Source organism: Pseudomonas sp. B21-048, from assembly GCF_024748615.1.
Classification (GTDB): Bacteria; Pseudomonadota; Gammaproteobacteria; order Pseudomonadales; family Pseudomonadaceae; genus Aquipseudomonas.
Map to the genome: position 1 here is coordinate 937,650 of NZ_CP087168.1, position 21,659 is coordinate 959,308.

Annotated in this window: 23 protein-coding genes and 2 pseudogenes; 11 read left to right on the forward strand and 14 right to left on the reverse strand. The window is 58.6% G+C overall.

What is annotated here, in order from left to right:
• Positions 1-128: 128 nt before the first annotated feature.
• The gene (cysD, locus tag LOY56_RS04170) at positions 129-1,046 is read left to right on the forward strand and encodes a sulfate adenylyltransferase subunit CysD (protein WP_008008639.1); all 918 of its coding nucleotides are present in this window, start codon (positions 129-131) and stop codon (positions 1,044-1,046) included.
• Positions 1,047-1,055: 9 nt separating this feature from the next.
• Positions 1,056-2,954: a sulfate adenylyltransferase subunit CysN gene (gene cysN, locus LOY56_RS04175; protein WP_258620097.1), complete on the forward strand. Its 1,899-nt coding sequence runs from the start codon at positions 1,056-1,058 to the stop codon at positions 2,952-2,954.
• A 95-nt stretch (positions 2,955-3,049) separates the two neighbouring features.
• Here the strand turns inward: cysN and LOY56_RS04180 are convergent, their stop codons facing one another.
• The 3 genes from LOY56_RS04180 to LOY56_RS04190 all read right to left on the reverse strand — a co-directional run bounded on the left by LOY56_RS04180 (position 3,050) and on the right by LOY56_RS04190 (position 6,465).
• Positions 3,050-3,952: an acyltransferase gene (locus LOY56_RS04180; protein ID WP_258620098.1), complete on the reverse strand. Its 903-nt coding sequence runs from the start codon at positions 3,950-3,952 to the stop codon at positions 3,050-3,052.
• Positions 3,953-6,052 carry a phosphate acetyltransferase gene (gene pta / locus LOY56_RS04185; protein WP_258620099.1) on the reverse strand — a complete coding sequence of 700 codons (2,100 nt, stop codon included), beginning with the start codon at positions 6,050-6,052 and terminating at the stop codon, positions 3,953-3,955.
• A gap of 74 nt (positions 6,053-6,126) precedes the next feature.
• Positions 6,127-6,465: a DUF3565 domain-containing protein gene (locus tag LOY56_RS04190; RefSeq protein WP_258620100.1), complete on the reverse strand. Its 339-nt coding sequence runs from the start codon at positions 6,463-6,465 to the stop codon at positions 6,127-6,129.
• Here LOY56_RS04190 and LOY56_RS04195 point away from each other — a divergent pair.
• From LOY56_RS04195 to LOY56_RS04205, 3 genes are all read left to right on the forward strand, one after another.
• The gene (locus LOY56_RS04195) at positions 6,434-6,919 is read left to right on the forward strand and encodes a peptidylprolyl isomerase (protein ID WP_007901600.1); all 486 of its coding nucleotides are present in this window, start codon (positions 6,434-6,436) and stop codon (positions 6,917-6,919) included. The two genes, LOY56_RS04190 and LOY56_RS04195, sit on opposite strands and share 32 nt — an antisense overlap.
• Before the next feature lie 123 nt (positions 6,920-7,042).
• A complete protein-coding gene (locus LOY56_RS04200; protein WP_258620102.1) occupies positions 7,043-7,525 on the forward strand; it encodes a glutathione peroxidase in 483 nt (160 codons plus the stop codon).
• Between the two features lie 242 nt (positions 7,526-7,767).
• The gene (locus tag LOY56_RS04205) at positions 7,768-8,871 is read left to right on the forward strand and encodes an NADH:flavin oxidoreductase (protein ID WP_258620103.1); all 1,104 of its coding nucleotides are present in this window, start codon (positions 7,768-7,770) and stop codon (positions 8,869-8,871) included.
• A 125-nt stretch (positions 8,872-8,996) separates the two neighbouring features.
• On the opposite strand, the gene LOY56_RS04210 is transcribed toward LOY56_RS04205, so the two are convergent.
• The gene (locus tag LOY56_RS04210; protein ID WP_258620105.1) at positions 8,997-10,196 is read right to left on the reverse strand and encodes a glycosyltransferase family 1 protein; all 1,200 of its coding nucleotides are present in this window, start codon (positions 10,194-10,196) and stop codon (positions 8,997-8,999) included.
• 40 nt (positions 10,197-10,236) lie between these two features.
• Positions 10,237-10,992, reverse strand: coding sequence for a sulfate transporter CysZ (cysZ, locus tag LOY56_RS04215; protein ID WP_258620106.1), 756 nt, complete (start codon positions 10,990-10,992; stop codon positions 10,237-10,239).
• Positions 10,993-11,306: 314 nt separating this feature from the next.
• Here cysZ and trxB point away from each other — a divergent pair, with 314 nt between their 5' ends.
• Entirely contained in the window at positions 11,307-12,269 is a 963-nt protein-coding gene (gene trxB, locus LOY56_RS04220) for a thioredoxin-disulfide reductase (protein WP_258620107.1), read from the forward strand.
• An 85-nt stretch (positions 12,270-12,354) separates the two neighbouring features.
• Here the strand turns inward: trxB and LOY56_RS04225 are convergent, their stop codons facing one another.
• The 7 genes from LOY56_RS04225 to LOY56_RS04255 form a co-directional block, all read right to left on the reverse strand.
• On the reverse strand, positions 12,355-13,605 hold the full coding sequence (locus LOY56_RS04225; protein WP_258620109.1) for an aspartate aminotransferase family protein: 1,251 nt from the start codon (positions 13,603-13,605) through the stop codon (positions 12,355-12,357).
• 275 nt (positions 13,606-13,880) lie between these two features.
• A complete protein-coding gene (locus LOY56_RS04230) occupies positions 13,881-14,219 on the reverse strand; it encodes a HopJ type III effector protein (RefSeq protein WP_027924562.1) in 339 nt (112 codons plus the stop codon).
• The gene (locus tag LOY56_RS04235) at positions 14,212-14,508 is read right to left on the reverse strand and encodes a DUF1244 domain-containing protein (RefSeq protein WP_223486204.1); all 297 of its coding nucleotides are present in this window, start codon (positions 14,506-14,508) and stop codon (positions 14,212-14,214) included. Before LOY56_RS04235 ends, LOY56_RS04230 begins: the two co-directional genes overlap by 8 nt.
• A gap of 97 nt (positions 14,509-14,605) precedes the next feature.
• Positions 14,606-14,977 carry a dihydroneopterin triphosphate 2'-epimerase gene (gene folX, locus LOY56_RS04240; RefSeq protein WP_258620110.1) on the reverse strand — a complete coding sequence of 124 codons (372 nt, stop codon included), beginning with the start codon at positions 14,975-14,977 and terminating at the stop codon, positions 14,606-14,608.
• Between the two features lie 2 nt (positions 14,978-14,979).
• Positions 14,980-15,555 carry a GTP cyclohydrolase I FolE gene (gene folE / locus LOY56_RS04245; protein ID WP_095055672.1) on the reverse strand — a complete coding sequence of 192 codons (576 nt, stop codon included), beginning with the start codon at positions 15,553-15,555 and terminating at the stop codon, positions 14,980-14,982.
• A gap of 22 nt (positions 15,556-15,577) precedes the next feature.
• Positions 15,578-16,288, reverse strand: a complete 711-nt coding sequence (gene folM / locus LOY56_RS04250; RefSeq protein WP_095055671.1) for a dihydromonapterin reductase — start codon at positions 16,286-16,288, stop codon at positions 15,578-15,580.
• Between the two features lie 90 nt (positions 16,289-16,378).
• On the reverse strand, positions 16,379-16,948 hold the full coding sequence (locus LOY56_RS04255) for an antibiotic biosynthesis monooxygenase (protein WP_258620111.1): 570 nt from the start codon (positions 16,946-16,948) through the stop codon (positions 16,379-16,381).
• A 193-nt stretch (positions 16,949-17,141) separates the two neighbouring features.
• Between LOY56_RS04255 and LOY56_RS04260 the strand changes: the two genes are divergently transcribed.
• The gene (locus LOY56_RS04260; protein ID WP_258620113.1) at positions 17,142-18,119 is read left to right on the forward strand and encodes a MerR family transcriptional regulator; all 978 of its coding nucleotides are present in this window, start codon (positions 17,142-17,144) and stop codon (positions 18,117-18,119) included.
• A gap of 19 nt (positions 18,120-18,138) precedes the next feature.
• Here LOY56_RS04260 and LOY56_RS04265 read toward each other — a convergent pair whose 3' ends face one another.
• Both LOY56_RS04265 and LOY56_RS04270 read right to left on the reverse strand, forming a co-directional pair.
• A complete protein-coding gene (locus LOY56_RS04265) occupies positions 18,139-18,744 on the reverse strand; it encodes a hypothetical protein (RefSeq protein ID WP_052965544.1) in 606 nt (201 codons plus the stop codon).
• 54 nt (positions 18,745-18,798) lie between these two features.
• Entirely contained in the window at positions 18,799-19,275 is a 477-nt protein-coding gene (locus LOY56_RS04270) for a PAS domain-containing protein (RefSeq protein ID WP_258620114.1), read from the reverse strand.
• Between the two features lie 103 nt (positions 19,276-19,378).
• Here LOY56_RS04270 and LOY56_RS04275 point away from each other — a divergent pair, with 103 nt between their 5' ends.
• The 4 genes and pseudogenes from LOY56_RS04275 to LOY56_RS04290 all read left to right on the forward strand — a co-directional run.
• Positions 19,379-19,834 carry a flavodoxin gene (locus LOY56_RS04275; RefSeq protein ID WP_258620115.1) on the forward strand — a complete coding sequence of 152 codons (456 nt, stop codon included), beginning with the start codon at positions 19,379-19,381 and terminating at the stop codon, positions 19,832-19,834.
• 302 nt (positions 19,835-20,136) lie between these two features.
• Positions 20,137-20,298, forward strand: a pseudogene (locus tag LOY56_RS26965) (class II aldolase); the annotation flags it as partial.
• Positions 20,299-21,201, forward strand: a complete 903-nt coding sequence (locus tag LOY56_RS04285) for an alpha/beta fold hydrolase (RefSeq protein WP_258620117.1) — start codon at positions 20,299-20,301, stop codon at positions 21,199-21,201.
• A gap of 224 nt (positions 21,202-21,425) precedes the next feature.
• A pseudogene (locus LOY56_RS04290) lies at positions 21,426-21,607 on the forward strand (response regulator transcription factor); the annotation flags it as partial.
• Positions 21,608-21,659: the final 52 nt, after the last annotated feature.

Consider the following 21,659-nt stretch of genomic DNA (forward strand, 5'->3'; position numbering starts at 1 on the left):
AACGGGCAGGTATATTCATATACTCTTTCGATCTAGCCGTGGTCCTGATTAGAAGGGGACGCTGTGCTAGGATTCCCCGCTCGAACACGGCCCGCCGGCCGTCCATAAGATCGTTTTCGTGAGTAGCCATGGTCGACAAACTGACGCATCTGAAACAGCTGGAGGCCGAAAGCATCCACATCATCCGCGAGGTCGCCGCCGAGTTCGATAACCCGGTGATGCTGTACTCCGTCGGTAAAGACTCCGCCGTGATGCTGCACCTCGCGCGCAAGGCATTCTTCCCGGGCAAACTTCCGTTTCCGGTGATGCACGTCGACACCCAGTGGAAGTTCAAGGAAATGTACGCGTTCCGCGACCGCATGGTCGAAGAACTCGGCCTGGACCTGCTGGTGCACGTGAATCCCGAGGGTGTTGCGCAGGGTATCAACCCGCTCACCCACGGCAGTGCCAAGCACACCGACATCATGAAGACCGAAGGCCTCAAACAGGCCCTCGACAAGTACGGCTTCGATGCGGCATTCGGTGGCGCCCGTCGCGACGAAGAGAAATCCCGAGCAAAAGAGCGCGTGTATTCCTTCCGTGACACCAAGCACCGCTGGGACCCGAAAAACCAGCGTCCCGAGTTGTGGAACGTCTACAACGGCAAGGTCAACAAGGGCGAATCGATCCGCGTATTCCCATTGTCGAACTGGACCGAGCTGGACATCTGGCAGTACATCTACCTCGAAGGCATCCCGATCGTGCCGCTGTATTTCGCCGCAGAGCGCGACGTTATCGAGATGAATGGCACCTGGATCATGATCGACGACGAGCGCCTGCTCAATCACTTGAGCGACGAAGACAAGGCGCGCATCGTCAAGAAGAAGGTCCGTTTCCGTACGCTGGGCGACTACCCGTTGACCGGTGCGGTCGAGTCCGAGGCCACCAGCCTGACCGACATCATTCAGGAAATGCTCCTGACGCGAACTTCCGAACGCCAGGGCCGAGTCATCGATCACGATGGCGCAGGTTCGATGGAAGAAAAGAAACGTCAGGGTTATTTCTAAGGGGTTGTCATGTCGCACGCATCTGATTTGATCAGCGAGGACATCCTCGCCTATCTGGGCCAGCACGAACGCAAGGAAATGCTGCGCTTTCTTACCTGTGGCAACGTCGACGACGGCAAGAGCACCCTGATCGGGCGTCTGCTGCACGACTCCAAAATGATCTACGAAGATCACCTGGAAGCCATTACCCGCGACTCGAAAAAAGTCGGCACCACTGGCGAAGACATCGACCTGGCGTTGCTGGTCGACGGCTTGCAGGCCGAGCGTGAGCAGGGCATCACCATTGATGTCGCCTACCGCTATTTCTCCACCGCCAAGCGCAAATTCATCATCGCCGATACCCCCGGCCATGAGCAGTACACCCGCAACATGGCCACCGGTGCGTCCACCTGTGACCTGGCGATCATCCTGGTCGACGCCCGTTACGGCGTGCAGACCCAGACCCGTCGCCACAGCTTTATCGCCTCGTTGCTGGGCATCAAGCACATCGTTGTCGCCATCAACAAGATGGACCTCAACGGCTTCGACGAAAGCGTGTTCGAGTCGATCAAGGCCGATTACCTGAAGTTCGCCGAAGGCATCGCGTTCAAGCCGACCACCATGGCGTTCGTGCCGATGTCCGCGCTCAAGGGCGACAACGTCGTGAACAAGTCCGAGCGCTCGCCGTGGTACACCGGCCAGTCGCTGATGGAAATCCTCGAAACCGTCGAAATCGCCAATGACCGTAACTACACCGATTTGCGTTTCCCGGTGCAGTACGTCAATCGTCCGAACCTGAACTTCCGTGGTTTCGCCGGCACCCTGGCCAGCGGCATCGTGCACAAGGGCGATGAAGTCGTTGTGTTGCCGTCGGGCAAGAGCAGCCGCGTGAAATCCATTGTCACCTTCGAAGGTGAGCTGGAGCATGCAGGTCCTGGTCAAGCGGTGACGCTGACCATGGAAGACGAGATCGATATCTCCCGTGGCGACTTGTTGGTGCACGCCGACAACCAGCCACAAGTGACCGACGCCTTCGACGCCATGCTGGTGTGGATGGCTGAAGAACCGATGCTGCCGGGCAAGAAATACGACATCAAACGCGCCACCACTTACGTGCCGGGTTCGATCACCAGCATCGTCAATCGCGTGGACGTGAACACCTTGGCCGAAGGGCCGGCGAGCTCGCTGCAGCTGAACGAGATCGGTCGGGTCAAGATCAGCCTCGACGCGGCCATCGCGCTGGACGGTTACGATAGCAACCGCACCACCGGTTCGTTCATCGTTATCGATCGACTGACCAATGGCACGGTCGCAGCCGGCATGATCATCGCCCAGCCGTTGAGCCATGGCACCAGCACCCACCACGGCAAACTGGCTCACGTGGCTACCGAAGAACGTGCCCAGCGCTTCGGTCAGCAACCGGCCACCGTGTTGTTCAGCGGCCTGTCGGGCGCTGGCAAAAGCACCCTGGCCTACGCGGTTGAACGCAAGTTGTTCGACCTGGGTCGTGCGGTGTTTGTGCTCGATGGCCAGAACCTGCGCCACGACCTCAACAAAGGTCTGCCAAACGATCGTGCCGGGCGTACCGAAAACTGGCGTCGCGCGGCGCACGTTGCGCGTCAGTTCAACGAAGCCGGTTTGCTGACATTGGCAGCCTTCGTTGCGCCGAGTGCTGAAGGTCGTGAGCAGGCCAGGGAACTGATCGGTAAGGAGCGTCTGCTGACGGTCTACGTCCAGGCCTCTCCGACGGTCTGTGCCGAACGTGATCCGCAAGGTCTGTACGCGGCGGGTGGCGACAACATCCCGGGCGAATCCTTCCCGTACGACGTGCCGCTGAATGCCGATCTGGTGATCGACACCCAGTCGCTGTCGCTGGAAGAAAGCGTCAAGCAAGTGCTGGATCTGCTGCGTAAGCGTGGCGCGATCTAAGCGTTAGCTGCCAATAAAAAACCCGCAGATGAGTGATCGTCTGCGGGTTTTTTTTGTTCTTGAGATGATCGTTCCCACGCGGAGCGTGGGAATGATCAGTTAGACGGATACTCCCGGTGCATCTGCCCCAGCAGCGCATCCTTGTCATTCCACAGCTGATTGATCCAACCCTGAAACTCCAGGCGATACACACCGTCCTGGTCGTAGTTCTTGCCGACGAACTGCGGTGGAATCTTCAGCTCCTGAAAATGCACCACCACGTCTTTCACATTCCCACAGAGCAAATCCCAATAACCCGGACGCCCAGCCGGGTAGTGAATGGTCACATTGACGATCGACTCCAGCTGATCGCCCATGGCATCCAGCACGAAGGCAATGCCGCCCGCTTTCGGCTTGAGCAGATAGCGGAACGGTGAACCCTGTTGTACGTGCTTGCCTTTGGTGAAGCGTGTGCCTTCGACGAAGTTGAAAATCCCCACCGGGTTATTGCGGAACTTGTCGCAGGTCTTGCGGGTGGTTTCCAGGTCTTTGCCTTTCTTCTCTGGATGCTTTTCCAGATAGGCCTTGGAGTATCGCTTCATGAACGGGAAACCGAGAGCCCACCACGCCAGACCAATTACCGGCACCCAGATCAGTTGCTGTTTGAGGAAAAACTTCAGCGGGCGGATGCGGCGGTTGAGCACGTACTGCAACACCATGATGTCGACCCAGCTCTGGTGGTTGCTGGTGATTAGGTACGAGTGCTGATAGTCGAGGCCTTGCAGACCGCTGATGTGCCAGCGTGTGCGGCAGACTAGATTCATCCAGCCTTTGTTGTTGCTGATCCAGGCTTCATGGGTATGGCTCATCAGCCAGCGCGCGATGCGCTGGGTGAGGGCGAATGGCAACGCCTTGAAAAGCGCCACGCAGAAAAGAAACGAACACAGCAATATCGTGTTCAGCGCCAACAACAACGAGGCGATCACGCCGCGCAGGGGGGCAGGGAGAAAATCCAGCATTTAAACATCCATAGGTCGGTTGGCGGCCTGGATCGCGGTCAACGCGATGGTGTAGACGATGTCGTCGACCTGCGCGCCGCGCGGCAAGTCGTTCACCGGTTTGCGCAGGCCTTGCAGCATCGGCCCGAGGCTGACGCAGTCGGCGCTGCGCTGCACGGCTTTGTGGGTGGTGTTGCCGGTGTTCAGGTCGGGGAACACGAACACCGTAGCGCGGCCAGCCACCTGACTGTTCGGTGCCAGTTGCTTGGCCACGGTTTCGTTGGCGGCGGCATCGTATTGCAACGGGCCGTCGATCAGCAGCGAGTGTTGCTGTTCGTGGGCAAGTAATGTGGCCTCGCGAACCTTTTCGACTTCTTCGCCGCTGGCCGATTCACCGCTGGAGTAACTGATCATCGCCACGCGCGGAGTGATACCGAACGCCGCCGCCGAATCGGCGCTTTGCAAGGCGATCTCGGCCAGTTCGCTGGCACTCGGGTGCGGGTTCATCACGCAGTCACCGTAAACCAGCACTTCCTCCGGAAACAGCATGAAGAACACCGAAGACACCAGCGTGCAGCCCGGCGCGGTCTTGATCAGTTGCAGGGCTGGTCGGATGGTGTTGGCGGTGGAGTGAATGACTCCGGACACCAGCCCATCGACTTCATCCAGCGCCAGCATCATGGTGCCGATCACCACAGTGTCTTCCAATTGTTGTTCGGCCATCGGCGCGTTGAGGCTTTTAGTCTTGCGCAGTGCAACCATCGGCTCGACGTAGCGCTCACGAATCAAGTCCGGGTCGAGGATTTCCAGGCCCGGTGGCAACTCGATGCCTTGGGCGCGGGCGACTGCTTCGACGTCCGCCGGTTTGGCCAGCAACACGCAACGGGCAATGCCGCGCGCCTGACAAATCGCCGCAGCTTGCACGGTCAACGGCTCGCTGCCTTCGGGCAACACGATGCGTTTGTTGGCGGCCTGGGCACGCTGGATCAGTTGGTAGCGGAACACCGCTGGCGACAGGCGCATTTCCCGTGGAGTGCCGCAGCGCTGGTGCAACCAATTGGCGTCGAGGTGACCGGCGACGAAATCGGTGATGATCTCCGCACGTTCGCGGTCGTCGATGGGGATTTCCTTGTTCAAACCGTTCAACTGGTTGGCGGTGTCATAAGAACCGGTGCTAACCGACAACACCGGCAAGCCGGCCTGCAAGGCGCCACGGCACAGATCCATGATGCGCGGATCGGGCAGCGTGTCGCTGGTCAGCAACAGACCGGCCAGGGGCACGCCGTTCATCGCCGCGAGGCTGACCGCGAGGATGATGTCGTCCCGATCGCCGGGAGTCACCACCAGCACACCGGGCTTGAGCAGCTCCACGGTGTTGCGCATGGTGCGGGCGCAGATGATGATGTTGGTCATGCGCCGGGTTTCGTAATCGCCGGCGTTGAGCACCTGAGCGCTCATCAGATCGGCCACGTCGCGGGTGCGCGGCGCGTTCAGTTCCGGTTGATACGGGATGCAGCCGAGCAGGCGGAAGTCGCCACTGCGCAGCAACGGCGAGTGCTCCTTCAGGCGCGAGGCGAAGGCGTCCATGCTTTCGTCGGTCTTGACCTTGTTGAGGATTACGCCAAGGACTTTCGGGTCTTTTGGCCCGCCGAACAATTGCGCCTGCAACTCCACTCGGCCGGACAATTCAGTCAGCACTTCGTTTTCCGGTGCCGAGACCAGAATCACGTCGGCGTCCAGGCTCTTGGCCAAATGCAGGTTGACCCGCGCCGCGTAACTGGCGCTGCGGGTCGGGACCATGCCTTCGACGATCAGCACGTCCTTGCCGACAGCGGCTTGCTGATAAAGGGTGATGATTTCTTCGAGCAACTCGTCCAGCTGACCGTCGCCGAGCATCCGCTCGACATGGGCGAGGCCCAGCGGCTGAGGCGGTTTCAAACCGTGGGTGCGCGCTACCAATTCGGTGGAGCGTTCAGGGCCCGTGTCGCCCGGGTGCGGCTGGGCAATCGGTTTGAAAAAGCCGACTTTGAGACCGGCCCGCTCAAGCGTACGCACCAGCCCGAGGCTGATGGAGGTCAGACCCACACCAAAATCGGTGGGCGCGATAAAAAAAGTTTGCATGCGGATTCTCTGGAAGTGCATGTGGGCAGCCGTGGCCGCCAGGTGATCATCTATATCTGACGATCTACCGAAATTCAGTCGCCAAGGTTATCGCTAACCGAGCCTTGTGCGCACCAACCACAATCAAAGGGCTGGCCTATTTTTTCATTACGCAGCGAAGGGTCCAGCACCCAGGCCCGGGATTGCCACGGAGGCTGATGCCGCAGGTGTTGGGTATGGCCGCAGGAAAGTTCGGCGACCCAGTGCCCTTCCTCATCCTGATGAAAGCCGGTGACGAGCGAAACTTTCGTCGCGCCCCGTCTGTCCGGGTTGTGTTCGCTTTCGGGCGATTGCTTCGCTAAACTTGGTCTTTCTATATTCTTATGCAAAAGGTCTCGCCCCATGCTGATCGCCGCCAATAAGGCTGTCTCCATCGACTATACCCTGACCAACGACGCTGGTGAGGTCATCGACAGCTCCGCCGGCGGCGCGCCGCTGGTCTACCTGCAAGGCGCAGGTAATATTATCCCGGGCCTGGAAAAGGCACTGGAAGGCAAAGCAGTCGGTGACGAACTGACTGTCGCTGTAGAACCTGAAGATGCCTACGGCGAATACGCTGCCGAACTGGTCAGCACCTTGAGCCGCAGCATGTTCGAAGGCGTCGACGAACTGGAAGTGGGCATGCAGTTCCACGCTTCCGCTCCGGACGGCCAGATGCAGATCGTCACCATTCGCGATCTGGACGGCGACGATGTCACTGTCGACGGCAACCACCCGTTGGCCGGTCAGCGCCTGAATTTCCAGGTCAAGATCATCGACATCCGTGACGCCAGCCAGGAAGAAATCGCTCATGGTCACGTCCATGGCGAAGGTGGCCATCACCACTGATTTTCTGCGCTAAGCTTTCGAGATCTGGAGAGGCGCCCGAGGGCGCCTTTTTAGTCCGCGGCTGTCCTTGATGGCACCGCCAAGTGGCTGTTTCGAGAAGAACACGGGAATTTGGAGTTCGTCATGAGTGCTTTTCACGACCTTAAACTGACAGCCCTGGATGGTCAGGAGCTACCTCTGGCGCCCTTCAAGGGGCGTGTCGTGCTGGTGGTCAACGTCGCCTCCAAATGTGGTTTGACCCCACAGTACGCGGCGCTGGAAAAACTCTACCAGCAATACAAGGACAAGGGTTTCAGTGTGCTGGGCTTGCCATGCAACCAGTTTGCAGGGCAGGAACCGGGCACCGAACAAGAGATCCAGGATTTCTGCAGCCTCAACTATGGCGTGACCTTTCCGTTGTCCAGCAAGCTGGAAGTCAACGGTCATGAGCGTCATCAGTTGTACCGTTTATTGGCGGGCGAGGGCGCGGAGTTCCCGGGTGACATCACCTGGAACTTCGAGAAATTCCTGTTGGGCAAGGACGGTCGCGTGCTGGCGCGGTTCTCGCCTCGAACGGCGCCGGATGATCATTCGGTCGTCCAGGCGATCGAAAAAGCGCTGGGCTGAGTTTCCCCTCTGTGTAGGAGCGAGCGGTGCGGCGATCCGAGTTGCCCGCGAAGACGGCCGTTAGTCGACATCATCACTGACTGACCTGACGCCTTCGCGGGCAACTCGGATCGCCGCACCGCTCGCTCCTACAAATGTTTTCTGTCTTTTAATCCTTAATCACCCAAATCAATAGTGCTGTTCAAGCCTTGCGATCCTCCATATTATCGCCGTCATAAAGTCTATGTCTCGTGGAGCGTCCCATGCCAGTCAAAGCCCTGTTCAAGCCTTTTCACCTAGGCGCTCTCGAGTTGCCGACCCGCGTTGTCATGGCGCCGATGACCCGCTCGTTTTCGCCAGGTGGTGTACCCAACTCCAAAGTGATCGAGTACTACCGTCGTCGTGCCGCCGCCGGGGTTGGGCTGATCATCACCGAAGGCACCACTGTCGGTCACAAGGCCTCCAACGGCTATCCGAACGTGCCGCACTTCTACGGCGAAGCGGCATTGGCCGGCTGGAAGAAAGTCGTCGATGCGGTACATGCCGAAGGCGGCAAAATCGTTCCGCAGCTGTGGCATGTGGGCAGCGTGCGACGCATCGGCACCGAGCCGGACGCCAGCGTGCCGGGTTACGGTCCGTCGGAGAAATTGAAGGACGGTCAAGTCGTGGTTCACGGCATGACCCAGCAGGACATTCAGGAGGTGATCGCCGCGTTCGCCCAGGCTGCCAAAGACGCTCAGAGCATCGGCATGGACGGCGTGGAAATTCACGGGGCCCACGGTTATCTGGTGGACCAGTTTTTCTGGGAAGGCAGCAATCAGCGCACTGACGAATACGGTGGCAGCCTGGCGAACCGTTCGCGCTTCGCCATCGAACTGATTCAGGCGGTGCGTGCAGCGGTCGGTGAGGGTTTCCCGATCATCTTCCGTTTCTCCCAGTGGAAGCAGCAGGACTACACCGCGCGCCTGGTGCAAACCCCGGAAGCCTTAGGTGAATTCCTCAAGCCGTTATCCGACGCCGGAGTGGACATTTTCCACTGCTCGACGCGGCGTTTCTGGGAGCCGGAATTCGACGGTTCCGAACTCAACCTGGCCGGCTGGACCCGCAAGCTCACCGGCAAGCCAACCATCACCGTCGGCAGCGTCGGCCTGGATGGCGAGTTCCTGCAATTCATGGTCAACACCGACAAGATCGCGCAACCGGCCAGCCTGGGAAAACTGCTGGAGCGTTTGAACAACGATGAGTTCGATCTGGTGGCAGTGGGGCGTGCATTGTTGGTGGACCCGGACTGGGCGCAGAAAGTGCGGGACGGTCGTGAGGAAGATATTCTGCCGTTTAGCCGTGAGGCGTTGATGACGCTGGTTTAAGCGGCGACTGGACTGACGCCTTCGCGAGCAAGCCCGCTCCCACATTTGACCGAGTTCTCTCAGGGGAATGCGATCAAGGTGGGAGCGGGCTTGCTCGCGAAGTCTGACTCAATGTCATCAAGGATTCAGGGTAATGTCTGTGCATCAGGAACCACCTGCTCCCCAACACAAGCCCCGCGCAACTGCCCCTCGAACTGCTCGATAATCGCCGCCCACCCCTGACGACTCGCATGCTGGCGCGCATTAAGACGCACGCAACGCAAGGTTTCGCGCTCCTCCAGCAGCCAACGTGCCGCATCGCAGAACGCCTCTTCATCCCCGGGCATGGCCAGCACGCCGTTGTAGCCATGGCGAATATGCTGGGCCGCCGCGGCCTGATCGTACGCCACCACCCCCAGCCCCGAGGCTAATGCCTCAAGCACCACATTGCCGAAGGTTTCGGTCAGGCTCGGAAACAGAAACACATCCCCCGACGCATAGTGACTGGCCAAGGCTTCGCCGCGTTGTGAGCCACAGAAAATCGCCTCGGGCAATTCCTTCTCCAGCATCGATCGTTGCGGACCATCACCGACCACAATCAATTTCATTTTTCGTTGTGGATAAGTCATTTTCAGCGTGTCGAAACTGCGCTTGAGCAAGCCAAGATTCTTCTCCTGGGCCAGGCGTCCTACGTGGATGAAGGCAATATCATCCTCGGCCAGTCCCCATTGCTCGCGCAGCGGTTTCAGCCGTTTGGCCGGATGGAACAACTGACTGTCGACGCCTCGAGAGAGCAACGCCAGGCGCTCGAAACTGCGGCGTTCCAGCTCCAGCCGCTGGCTGGTGCTGGGCACCAGGGTCAGGGTCGAGTGATTGTGAAACCAGCGCAGGTAGTGAGTCAGTAAGCGCGTCAGCAGCCCGAGGCCGTACTGGCTGGAGTACTGCTGAAAATTGGTATGAAAGCCGCTGACCACCGAAATCCCCAAGCGCCGTGCCGCGCGCAATGCGGACAACCCCAACGGTCCTTCGGTGGCGATGTACAACACGTCCGGGCGATGGCGTTTCCAGCGTCGCAGCAGTTTGTGCATCGAAGATTGACCCCACTGCAGGCCGGGATAACCCGGCAACGGCCAGCCTTGACACAACAGCAATTCATCGTTACTGCCTATGAGCGGGTCGCCATCCTGGCGTGGCCGCACCAACTCGACCTGATGCCCGCGCGCGCGCAAACCATCGAACAAGCGGCCAAGGGTATTGGCCACGCCGTTGATTTCCGGGGGGAAGGTTTCGGTGATCAGGGTGATATGCAGAGTTGTCGTCATGACCTCAGTGTCGGCTGAGGCCATGTCGTCATTGTGACGGTTGAGTGATGCATTTGTGACGCGATCAGCGGCGCTCTGCCACCAGATTTTCCGCGCCACGCTCACGCACCCAGAACAACGTCGCCCCAGCCACCGCCGCCGGCATCATCAGAATGTTGACCACCGGAATCAGCAACACCAGATAAACACTCCCGCCAAAACTCATGCTCTGCCAGCGTTTCTGCCGCAGCCAGGCGAGCATTTCGTTCCAGCCGAGTTTGTGGTTGTCCGCCGGGTAATCGATGTATTGGATCGCCATCATCCACACCCCGAACAACAGCCACAGCGGCGCGGCGATGATGTTGACCACCGGGATGAACGACAGAATGAACAGCCCGATGGCCCTGGGCAGGAAATAGCCGAGCTTGCGCATTTCCCGGGACAGGGTGCGCGGGATCATGGCGATCAGTTCGCCCCAACTGAAGGCCGGGAAGTCGTCGGTGCCGCGCACCACCACTTCGACTTTCTCCGCCAGGAAGCCATTGAATGGCGCGGCGATAACGTTGGCCAGCATGGTGAAGGTGAAGAACACCATCAACACCACCAACACGACGAATATCGGCCAGAGGATGTAGCTGAGAAAGCTCAGCCAATCGGGCAGGGACGGCATCAGCGTATCGACCCACATACTGAACTGATGGCCGGCCAGATAGATCAATCCGACGAACAGCACCAGGTTGATTGCCAGCGGCAACAACACGAACAAGCGCAGGCTGGGGCTCAGGACCAGCTTGAGGCCCTCGCGCAGGTATTGCGGGCCAGACAGAACGGGGGCGGGCATAACGTGCTCCGAGCAAAGGGTAAACGCGCCGACCTTACCGGCTTTGCCTGACAGGCGAAAGCGCGGTAGCGGCATCGACATTAACTGTAACAAAGGCGTCTATACATTCACTGCAACGACATAGAGACCGCCTATGAGCTGGATTGTTAAACCGTATTTCCTTAATCTTCGCCCCCTCGATACGCTGCACCCATTCTTTTACAGGACTGTCGAGCCCAAGCCTTCCCCAAGTGCTTTCAACGGTCCTTTTTTATTCCCGCCGGCAATCCGGCGTTCCGCGCCCAGTGTTTCGGGCCGGTCAACAGGAGCAGGTCATGTCTGAAGTTCGTCATTCGCGAGTGATTATTCTCGGTTCCGGCCCTGCCGGTTACAGCGCCGCGGTCTATGCGGCTCGTGCCAACCTCAAGCCACTGCTGATCACGGGCATGCAGGCTGGCGGTCAATTGACCACCACCACCGAAGTTGACAACTGGCCGGGTGATGTCCACGGTCTGACCGGCCCGGCGCTGATGGAGCGGATGAAAGAGCACGCCGAGCGCTTTGAAACCGAGATCGTGTTCGATCACATCAATGCCGTGGACTTCGCCGCCAAGCCATACACCTTGATTGGCGACAGCGCGACTTACACCTGCGACGCACTGATCATCGCTACCGGCGCCAGCGCCCGCTACCTGGGCCTGCCGTCGGAAGAAACGTTCATGGGCAAAGGCGTTTCGGCCTGCGCAACTTGCGACGGTTTCTTCTATCGCAACAAGCCAGTGGCTGTGGTCGGTGGCGGTAATACTGCTGTGGAAGAAGCCCTGTACCTGGCCAACATCGCCAGCACCGTAACCTTGATCCACCGTCGCGAAACTTTCCGCGCCGAGAAGATCCTGATCGATAAGCTGAATGCCCGGGTTGCCGAAGGCAAGATCATCCTGAAGCTGAATTCGACCCTGGACGAAGTGCTGGGCGACAACATGGGCGTGACCGGTGCTCGTCTGAAGAACAACGACGGCAGCTTCGACGAGCTGAAAGTCGACGGCGTGTTCATCGCCATCGGCCACACCCCGAACACTTCGTTGTTCGAAGGTCAGCTGACGTTGAAAGACGGCTACCTGGTTGTGCAGGGCGGCCGTGACGGCAACGCAACGGCCACCAGCGTCGAAGGCATCTTCGCCGCCGGTGACGTGGCTGACCACGTTTACCGTCAGGCCATCACCTCGGCCGGTGCCGGTTGCATGGCGGCACTGGACACCGAGCGTTACCTCGACGGCCTGCAGAACGTTTCGTTCTGATTCCGTAGAAATGAAAAACCGGCCTTGGCCGGTTTTTTTGTGCGTGCGATTTATTACCGATCAAAATACCTGTGGGACTTTGGGGTCAGGCCAGTTTCTTCAGGCACGCCTCAAGAATATCCAGCCCTTCTTCCAGCACGGTGGCCTCAGTCGTCAACGGCGCCAGCAACCGAATGATGTGGCGCGACTTGCCGCTGGGCATCAGCAGCAAGCCCGAATCTCGTGCAAGAGCCAGCAACTGTGTCAGTTGCGCCGAGGCTGGCGAGCCGTCGGCATTGATCAGCTCGATGCCACGCATTGCGCCGACGCCGGTCAAACGGCCCAGATACGGTGACAGTTCGCGAGCTCGCCAGGATTCGTAGCGGCTGACAATCGCCTCTTCCTGTTGCGCACCCCAGGCGTGCAGATGCACGTCACTCATTTCGTCCAGGGTCGCCAACGCGGCGGCGCAGGCGATGGGGTTGCCCGAGTAGGTGCCGCCCAATCCGCCCTTGGGCAAGTTGTCGAGTAGCGACTTACGCCCGACAACCGCCCCCAGCGGCACGCCGCCGGCAATGCTTTTGCCCAGCAGGATCAGGTCCGGTTCAATACCCAATCGTGAGAACGCAAACCGCTGGCCGGTACGACCGAAGCCGGACTGGATTTCATCGGCGATCAACAGGATGCCTTTGTCATCACAGAAGCGTCGCAGCGTCTGGGCGAATTCCACGTCCATCGCCAGAAAACCACCTTCGCCCTGAACCGGTTCGACAATAAAACAGGCCACGTCCTCAACGTCGATCTCGACGCTGAACAGCCGCTCCATGGCTTTCAGGGCCTCGGCGCAAGTCACGTCATTGTCTTTACTGGGGAAGGGCAGGTGGTACACCGGCCCCGGCAGCACACCGACCTTCTGTTTGTAGGGCGCGACTTTGCCGTTGAGGTTGAGGGTGGCAAGCGTGCGACCGTGGAAGGCGCCGTCGAAGGCGATGACTGCCGTGCGACCGGTGGCGCCACGGACGATCTTCAGGGCGTTTTCCGCTGCTTCCGCACCGCTGTTGGTGAGCATGCCGCTGACCGGGTAATCCACCGGAATAAACGCTGTCAGGCGATCCATCAGTTCGAGGTAAGGCTCATGCGGGGCGGCGTTGAACGCGTAGTGGGTCAGCCGGGTGGCTTGTTCGCAAATGGCCTCGACGATGCGCGGGTGGCAATGGCCGAGGTTCAGCACGCCGATGCCGCCGACAAAGTCGATGTAGCGTTTACCGTCGGTGTCCCAGACCTCGGCGTTTTTGCCGTGGCTGAGCGTGACGGGATGAACGATGTTGATTGACCGACTGATGTTTTCGCTGCTCATGGATACTGGACTCAGAAGAAGGGATGCTTCTTTTTATCTAAGCCGCGAGCAGAGGTGCCCGGCAAACGAAATAAAGTTGCCGGGTCAATATTAAAAGTCGGGATGTGCCCCGATCGATGGCGACGCATAATCTGTGGCGAGGGGAGCTTGCTCCCGTTGGGTCGCGAAGCGACCCTGCTTATCTTAAAAAAGAAGGGGACCGCTGCGCGGTCCAACGGGAGCAAGCTCTCTCGCCACAGGTTCAGTGTCACTCATGAATGTTTTGCGGGCTTCAGTCAGCGGCGAGTCAGCGGCTGCTGAGTGAACTTCACACCGGCCAAGCCATGGGCGATCAGCGCGCGGATATTGCCGTGATCGCTGCCTTCCGGCGTGGCCACTACCGAGCGGTAATGCTCGCCAAATGCCAACAGCGCTTCTTCGTCACTCAAGCCTTCCAGCAATGCCAGACCCAGGGTCTTGCACGAACCCTCGTTCTGCCCAGCGGCATTTTCCACGCCGCCGTTATTGAACGCCTGGGGCTGATAGTCGTAACCGGCGGCAATGAACGCCAAGGTATCGGCGAAAGCGTGTTCGCCGCTCTTGAGGCTGGCGCGCAGGGTGTTCAAATCACTCATTGGGTTTTCCTTTGGCGAACGCCGCTTGTTGCTCGGCGCTGGCTTCTTTCTGGTATTGGGCTTTCCACTCGGCGTACGGCATGCCGTAAACCACTTCGCGGGCTTCATCGAGGCTGACGTCGATCTGGCGTTCGTCGGCAGCGGCCTTGTACCACTTGGACAGGCAGTTGCGGCAGAAACCCGAGAGGTTCATCAGGTCGATGTTCTGCACGTCCTTGCGGCTGTCCAGGTGGGCAACCAGCCGGCGAAAGGCGGCGGCTTCAAGTTCCAGGCGTTGTTGATCGTTCATGGGGGTCTCTGCGAGACAGCTTTGAGCGGCAAGCTTCAAGCTGCAAGATGGGTTGCGGTGCTCTTTAGCTTACCGCTTGAAGCTTGAAGCTTGAAGCTTAGCGGCTTGCCGCGAGCGTAACCGATACCGATTCGGCGAAGCGCAAGGCGTGGGGCTTGTCGACTTCGACTTCGGCGTACAGCACCGACTCGTTGACCATGACCAGATCCAGCACCTCCTGGGTCAAGCGTTCGAGCAGGGCAAAGCGATTGCCCTCCACATGAGCAATGATCGCCTTGGTGATGGTGCGGTAGTTCAGGGCATGATCGATATCGTTGTCACGCACTGCATCCTGGGCGGCGTACAGAATGGTCAGATTGATCAGCACATCCTGCTTGTTGAGGATCTCGTCCTCGTTGATCCCGATGAAAGTTCGCAAACACAGGTCCTTGACCCGGATGCGTGCCATTCCTGGTTGAAGTTGTGGCATTGCTACTTGCTCCGTCCAATCAATTGCAGGAACTCCTGGCGGGTATTACTCGACTCGCGGAAGGCGCCGAGCATCACCGAGGTGTTCATGGTCGAATTCTGTTTTTCGACGCCGCGCATCATCATGCACATGTGCTGGGCTTCGATGACCACCGCGACTCCGGCGGCATCGGTCACTTGCTGCACCGCGTCGGCGATTTGCCGGGTGAGGTTTTCCTGGATTTGCAGTCGGCGGGCGAACATATCCACAAGCCGCGCAATCTTCGACAGGCCCAGCACCTTGCCCGTTGGAATATAAGCCACATGAGCCTTGCCGATGAAGGGCAGCATGTGATGTTCACAGAGCGAGTACAGCTCGATGTTGTCGACGATGATCATTTCATCGTTGTCTGAGGCAAACAGCGCGCCGTTGACGATTTCTTCGACACTTTGTTCGTAACCATGACACAGGTATTGCATCGCCTTGGCGGCGCGAACCGGGGTGTCTTGCAGTCCTTCGCGGTCGGGGTTTTCACCGAGGCCGATCAGGATTTCGCGATAACTCTGGGACAGGGTGTTCTGAGGCAGAAATAACGTCATGGGACATCCTCGCGGGAGCGGCTTATTTGACGTGCCGTCCGCCGTTGACGGTCAGGGTCGTGCCGGTGACATAAGGGTTGTCGAGCAAATAGCGCAGGCTCTGGTAGATCACTTCGCTGCCGGGCTCGATGCCCAGTGCCGATTTGGCCAGAACCCTGGCGCGGTACACCGCGTCGTCGTCGGGATTGAACAGTAGCAGGGCTGGGGCGATACCGTTGACCTTGATGCCGGGCGCGTATTTCGCGGCAAAGGACAGGGTCAGGCTGTCGAGCCCGGCTTTGCTGGCGCAGTAGCCGATATGCTTGCTGCTGCCTCTGCGGGTCACATCATCGCTGATGTGTACGATGTCGGCGGGACTTGAACGCCGTAGCAAGTCAGCACAGTGCAGGTTGATCAGGTAGGGCGCCAGCATGTGCACGCTGAACATGCGGGTGAAGGCTGCGGCTTCGGTGCCCGGGGTTTCGGCCAGCCATTCAGAAGCGTTATGGACAATCGCCCGCAAACTGTCGGTGTGGTTTTTCAGTTCGCCGATGAACGCAAGGATTCCAGCCTCGTTGGAAAAGTCCGCAAACACCGCGCTCGCCCCAAGATCACGAAGGGTTTGCACACCCGGGCGCTCGCTGCGGTAGCTGAAAATGACCGGATGGCCGTCTTCGAGTAAACGCTGCGCACAGTGCAGACCGACACGCTGTCCGGCACCGGTGATGAGGATTGGGGCTACGGAAGAGGTCATGAACGGCTCGCGTCGCGGTAAGAGCAAAACTATACCAGCGACGAGAGTTGTTCACCTACGTCCTGCGATCGCGTCGCTCCTACATGGGGATTATTGATTTTGGGTGGTGGGTGCTGCGGGCAACCGACGCGCAGATGGAGTGTGCAACCACCCGGCCAGCAGGCGCGTCGACAGCGGAATGAAGAAATAGACCATCAACGGCGTCAGGCATAGGGTGCTGACAAACACGCGGGTCAGCAAACCTGTTTCAGCCAGCAGCGGCCCCAATACAAAGTTGAACAGCAGGGAAACCGGGAAGAACGCCAGCCAGATAGCCACGGCCTGTTTCCAGCGTTGCGGACGTTGACCGACCGCACCGAACCAGCCATCAATGCCACTGACCCGATGCTCCGAGGGGTTGGCAAACAGATCACTGCCGCGTCCCAGCCAGGCAGTGCGCGATGCGGAATGCTCCCAGGCGTTCATGGTCTGCTCGTCGGCGAAGCGAAAGATAATCTGGAATTCGTCGTCTTCGGGCGGTGGAGCGAGCACACCAGAGCCGAGGTAACCGGGGAAGTCGGTGGCCAGTTGTTCGCCTTCGCGCAACCAGGCCATCAGGTCCTGATAACGCCCATTGGCGACGCGGCGCGCAACCATCAGCGTGACGGGTGAGGTAGACATTGTGTATCTCCATATTACTAACGCGTCGCTCCGGGTAAGAGCTTCGCCAGACACAGCACCGGGGTGGTGGGCTGCGTCTCGGGACAAGCAAGGATTATTCCTGATTCTGACGATAACGTCAGCGACCTTCGTCGTATATCAACGTCTTGAATGCTAGCGGGGTAGGAGCGTTAAATGTATCGAGATTTTATACATGGACGTAAATCCCAAGATGGCTGTGCTGACTGACGTTGCTCCTGGCTCGCCCCCCAATACCTCGTTGATGCGAGAAGAGCTGTTTCCGATCCGTGAGGTCGCGCGCCTGACCGGGGTCAACCCGGTCACGCTAAGAGCATGGGAGCGACGCTACGGACTGATCCAGCCGACGCGCACCGCAAGCGGGCACCGTTTGTATTCGATGACCGATATCGAGCGTGTTCGCAGCATCCTCGGCTGGATAGAACGCGGCGTCGCGGTCAGCAAAATCGGCAAGATACTGGCCAAGACCGAACCGCTCAGGGTGCTGGCGCAGATCATTCCCAACGAACTCGTTCAGGACGACTACGGCCAATGGCAGCAGCGGGTCAAGGCTGCGGTGAGTGTTTTTGATGAAGTTCAACTGGAGCAAGTCTACGGTCAGATTTTTTCCAGTTACCCGCTGACAGTGGTGTTTCAGGACATTCTGATTCCGGTCTGGAAGCTATTGGTCCAACGCCATGAAGCATTCGGTCAGACCAGCGAGTGGCTTTTCCTGGATGGTTTTCTGCGTTCTCGAGTGTTGCAACGCCTGCTGCTGGTACGTGTCATGCAACCGCGACGAGTGATTGTCTGCGCCTTGGCCGACCAATGTAGTGAACTCGAAATGCTGGTCACTGCGCTGTATCTGAGCAGTGTCGATTCGGCTATTCAGTTGTTGGCGATTGGCCAGCCCTTCGACGAATTGATCCTGGTTTGTGAGAAGGTCAACCCCCAGGCATTGGTGCTGGTTTCCAATCACGCGCCGGCCGGCGAATTGCCTCGACGTTTGAAACGCTTGGCGATGAGCCTGGATTGTCAGGTGTTGCTGGCCGGGGATGCATCGGACCTGGCACAGGAGAGCCTCGCCGGATCGTCAATCGGGTGTCTGGGACGCGAGGGGGGGCTGATGCGCCAACGTCTGAAACAGTTCCTGGCGGGCAACCTGGATACATGAGCGTAAGTAGACGCAGAGATCAGATATGCAGGGCGGGATGCGTCAGACGATGCTGCTGAAGAATGTACTGACGTAGGCGCTCGGTTTCGTCCGTGTCGCTCTGGCTTAACTCATAGGCATAGAAACCCTGCTCGGTTTCACGCTCGAAAGTGCCGCGCAACGCAATCCGCTCATAACCTGAGGGGCTGAACCACAACGCGAAGTGCTTGGGCGCCTTGGTCTTGTTGCGAACTTCCAGCAAAACTCCCTTGAACGAAATTTCGTGCACCCACATCGTGCCGGGCTGGCCCTTGGCATTTTCCAGTGCCACCGGCTCTTCGAGCGCCAGGCGCCAAGGCCTGATCATCGGCCCGTCTTCATAGATGCTGGGGACGCCGAGGCGCAGATGCATGGCATGAAATTCATCTTCCACCAGGTGCAACGGGAAGGTTATTTGCTGATTTTCGAAATTGGCCTGGATGGTAACTTGCTCATGAGCGGCCAGGCGTGTGAGTAAGTCACGAATCTGCGAACCACCGTTGACGAGCAGGCTCGACGTCGCATCCCGCACATTGAGTTGCGGGTTGTGTTGCATGTTCTGGATAAAATCCAGCTCATCCTGCGTCAGGAGTGCGTCGCGCTGCATGATTTGCTCGAAAGGAATAATTACAAAGTCATCGGTGATTGTAGTAAATGACCACTAATTCGCGGATTGGTTTGAGCCGTTCGTCGTTTTGAGTGCGATAATTTCTGCCTGTGCCTCGGCCAATTGCGCTTCAAGCTGCGCGACTCGCTGCTGCGCCTTGACCTGAACCGTGATGTCTTTCTGCACCCCGACAAAATAGGTCTGGCCGTCGTGCGGATTTTTTACCGTGGCAAGCGACAGTTCGTTCCAGAACGGGGTGCCGTCCTTGCGGTAGTTCCTGAGGATTTCCCGGCAGGAACCCTCATTGCCCAGTGCTTGGCGAATCGATGCGAGGGCTGCCTGATCCCGGTCGCCTGCCTGCAAAAAACGGCAATCCTGGTAGAGGATTTCTTCGCGGGTATAACCCGTCAGGCGCTCGAACGCCGGGTTTACGTAAATCAGAATGTTGTCCTGTTCGCCTTCCTTTTCGGCAACCACGATGCCGTCATTGGACGCATCGATCACCATTTGCAGCAATGAGGCATTGATCATCGCAGAGTCCTTTGCGTATGGATTGATACGCTGCATTCTAAAAGATCAATGCGGGACGTGCTGTTAATATCTCGACCTTTTACTCAGCTTCAGGATCAGATTGATGAAAGTCGCCATCCTTTCCGGCTCGGTGTACGGCACGGCTGAAGAAGTCGCCCGCCACGCTGCAAGCATTTTGAACGCCGCCGGTTTTGAAACCTGCCACAACCCCCGCGCGACACTCGCCGATATTCAGGCGTTTGGCCCCGAAGCATTTCTGGCGGTGACCTCGACCACCGGCATGGGCGAGTTGCCGGACAATCTGCATCCGTTGTATTTCGCTATCCGCGATCAGTTGCCGGCGGCCTGGCGTGGTTTGCCGGGCGCGGTGATCGGTTTGGGCGACTCCAGTTACGGCGATACGTTCTGCGGTGGCGGTGAGCAAATGCGTGAATTGTTCGGTGAACTGGGCGTGCGCGAAGTCCTGCCGATGCTGCGTCTGGACGCCAGCGAAACCGTGACCCCGGAAACCGACGCCGAGCCTTGGCTGGCGGAACTGGTCAGTGTTTTGCGGGGCTGACCGCCTGCTCGCGCCTTTATGGGCGGCGAGTGCTTTGACATGGATCCAGACTCACCCGTGCACTGACTCGCTCGGCCATCAAGCTGGCTGCCAATGCAACTACCTGAAATCCGGGGGCTGACTAGACTGCTGTAACGCAGTAAAAACAATAAGAAACCAGAAAAATAAAAAAGAGAATTCTTGCCGTGAGCGTAGCTTCTGTCCAATCGCCACACAGCATCAAAGACCAGGTCAGTGCCGCCGAATGGCTGGCCCGTGTCGATCTGGCTGCCTGTTATCGTCTGGTCGTTCTGCAGGATTGGGACGACGGCGCAGAGCTGATCGCCATCGAACCGCAGATTCTCGCGGGCGCCAAGGCGAGGATCGGCGGTGTCACCAGGAGTGCTCAAGGGATGGGCGGCGCGCTGGCTTGGCCGGCGTTGCTGCGCAAACTCGATCAACAAGACACGGGTTATAAACGCTAAATGGCACTCGCCGAGATTCCACTGTGTGTCTGGCGCAAACGCGGTCAGACGTTCGTATTTCGCGGCCAGACTCTGCGCTATTGGACCGCAGGGCAGGGCGAGCCGCTGTTGCTGATCCATGGTTTCCCGACCGCCAGTTGGGACTGGCATTACCTGTGGCAGCCATTGACGCAACGCTATCGGGTGATTGCCTGTGACATGCTTGGGTTTGGCGATTCCGCCAAACCGGTGAATCACGACTACAGCCTGCTGGAACAGGCCGATTTGCAACAGGCCTTACTGGTGCATCTGAACGTTGAGCAACCCGTTCACGTGCTGGCACACGATTATGGCGATAGCGTGGCTCAGGAACTGTTGGCCCGGCACTACGAAGCGCGCGCTGATATCGCCAGTTGCGTGTTCCTCAATGGTGGCTTGTTTCCTGAAACCCATCGCCAGGTGCTGGTGCAAAAACTCTTGCTCAGCCCCTTGGGCTGGATGATCGGGCGAGCCTTTACCCGTGACGCTCTGGTGAAGAGTTTCACGCAGATCTTCGGTCCACAGACCCGGCCCACGGAAAGTGAACTGGATGATTTCTGGAGCCTGGTCGACAGCAATCACGGGCAACGGGTCATGCACAAATTGATCAGTTATATCCCGCAGCGTCGTGTCCAGCGTGAGCGTTGGGTCAGTGCCATGCGGCGTGGCGAGGTGCCGTTGCGGGTCATCGATGGCGAGGTCGATCCGGTTTCCGGCGCGCACATGGTGGCGCGCTATCGGCAACTGATTCCCGACCCGGACACGGTCCTGTTGTCTGAGATCGGCCATTACCCGCAGATCGAAGCGCCGGCGCAGGTGCTCGAGCACTATCTGGAGTTTCGCGACCGTCTGATTTCACCGCCGCGCAAAGTGGCGTGTTCCTGACCTACGGCATGGCCAAAGCGCGGCGCATCCGAAGAATCCGAGACCAGAAGACGACGAAGGCGTGCGAGGTCTACCTCTATTAACAAGGATGTTTTTTTCCTGCGGCCTATCGAATTCCTTTCGATCCCAATACTGGAATAGCCGTGCCGGCGTTCATTCAACATCGGCGAAAGCGAGCGACAGTTCGTCGGCACGAGTTGGGGCATGCGATGCCAACAAGCAGTGAGCTGCAAGTGCTGAAACTGATTGCACTGGGTCATTCCAATCAAAAAATTGCCGAAACACTCTTTATTTCACTGCATACGGTTAAAACTCACGCGCGGCGCATACATGGAAAGTGGCGTGTCGAGCGCAGGACGCAAGCGTGGCCAAGGCCAAGTTATTAGGGGGGGCGAGCTTATACTAAGCGGAAAATTAATAGGTGGGCCTCCGGTTAGATTCGGGGGGGCGGTTACACA

Bases quoted from the DNA above. Each gene is read 5' to 3' on its own strand.
- cysD (WP_008008639.1), top strand. From the start codon at position 129: ATGGTCGACAAACTGACGCATCTGAAACAGCTGGAGGCCGAAAGCATC.
- cysN (WP_258620097.1), top strand. From the start codon at position 1,056: ATGTCGCACGCATCTGATTTGATCAGCGAGGACATCCTCGCCTATCTG.
- LOY56_RS04180 (WP_258620098.1), bottom strand. From the start codon at position 3,952: ATGCTGGATTTTCTCCCTGCCCCCCTGCGCGGCGTGATCGCCTCGTTG.
- pta (WP_258620099.1), bottom strand. From the start codon at position 6,052: ATGCAAACTTTTTTTATCGCGCCCACCGATTTTGGTGTGGGTCTGACC.
- LOY56_RS04195 (WP_007901600.1), top strand. From the start codon at position 6,434: ATGCTGATCGCCGCCAATAAGGCTGTCTCCATCGACTATACCCTGACC.
- LOY56_RS04190 (WP_258620100.1), bottom strand. From the start codon at position 6,465: ATGGAGACAGCCTTATTGGCGGCGATCAGCATGGGGCGAGACCTTTTG.
- LOY56_RS04200 (WP_258620102.1), top strand. From the start codon at position 7,043: ATGAGTGCTTTTCACGACCTTAAACTGACAGCCCTGGATGGTCAGGAG.
- LOY56_RS04205 (WP_258620103.1), top strand. From the start codon at position 7,768: ATGCCAGTCAAAGCCCTGTTCAAGCCTTTTCACCTAGGCGCTCTCGAG.
- LOY56_RS04210 (WP_258620105.1), bottom strand. From the start codon at position 10,196: ATGGCCTCAGCCGACACTGAGGTCATGACGACAACTCTGCATATCACC.
- cysZ (WP_258620106.1), bottom strand. From the start codon at position 10,992: ATGCCCGCCCCCGTTCTGTCTGGCCCGCAATACCTGCGCGAGGGCCTC.
- trxB (WP_258620107.1), top strand. From the start codon at position 11,307: ATGTCTGAAGTTCGTCATTCGCGAGTGATTATTCTCGGTTCCGGCCCT.
- LOY56_RS04225 (WP_258620109.1), bottom strand. From the start codon at position 13,605: ATGAGCAGCGAAAACATCAGTCGGTCAATCAACATCGTTCATCCCGTC.
- LOY56_RS04230 (WP_027924562.1), bottom strand. From the start codon at position 14,219: ATGAGTGATTTGAACACCCTGCGCGCCAGCCTCAAGAGCGGCGAACAC.
- LOY56_RS04235 (WP_223486204.1), bottom strand. From the start codon at position 14,508: ATGAACGATCAACAACGCCTGGAACTTGAAGCCGCCGCCTTTCGCCGG.
- folX (WP_258620110.1), bottom strand. From the start codon at position 14,977: ATGCCACAACTTCAACCAGGAATGGCACGCATCCGGGTCAAGGACCTG.
- folE (WP_095055672.1), bottom strand. From the start codon at position 15,555: ATGACGTTATTTCTGCCTCAGAACACCCTGTCCCAGAGTTATCGCGAA.
- folM (WP_095055671.1), bottom strand. From the start codon at position 16,288: ATGACCTCTTCCGTAGCCCCAATCCTCATCACCGGTGCCGGACAGCGT.
- LOY56_RS04255 (WP_258620111.1), bottom strand. From the start codon at position 16,948: ATGTCTACCTCACCCGTCACGCTGATGGTTGCGCGCCGCGTCGCCAAT.
- LOY56_RS04260 (WP_258620113.1), top strand. From the start codon at position 17,142: ATGGACGTAAATCCCAAGATGGCTGTGCTGACTGACGTTGCTCCTGGC.
- LOY56_RS04265 (WP_052965544.1), bottom strand. From the start codon at position 18,744: ATGCAGCGCGACGCACTCCTGACGCAGGATGAGCTGGATTTTATCCAG.
- LOY56_RS04270 (WP_258620114.1), bottom strand. From the start codon at position 19,275: ATGATCAATGCCTCATTGCTGCAAATGGTGATCGATGCGTCCAATGAC.
- LOY56_RS04275 (WP_258620115.1), top strand. From the start codon at position 19,379: ATGAAAGTCGCCATCCTTTCCGGCTCGGTGTACGGCACGGCTGAAGAA.
- LOY56_RS04285 (WP_258620117.1), top strand. From the start codon at position 20,299: ATGGCACTCGCCGAGATTCCACTGTGTGTCTGGCGCAAACGCGGTCAG.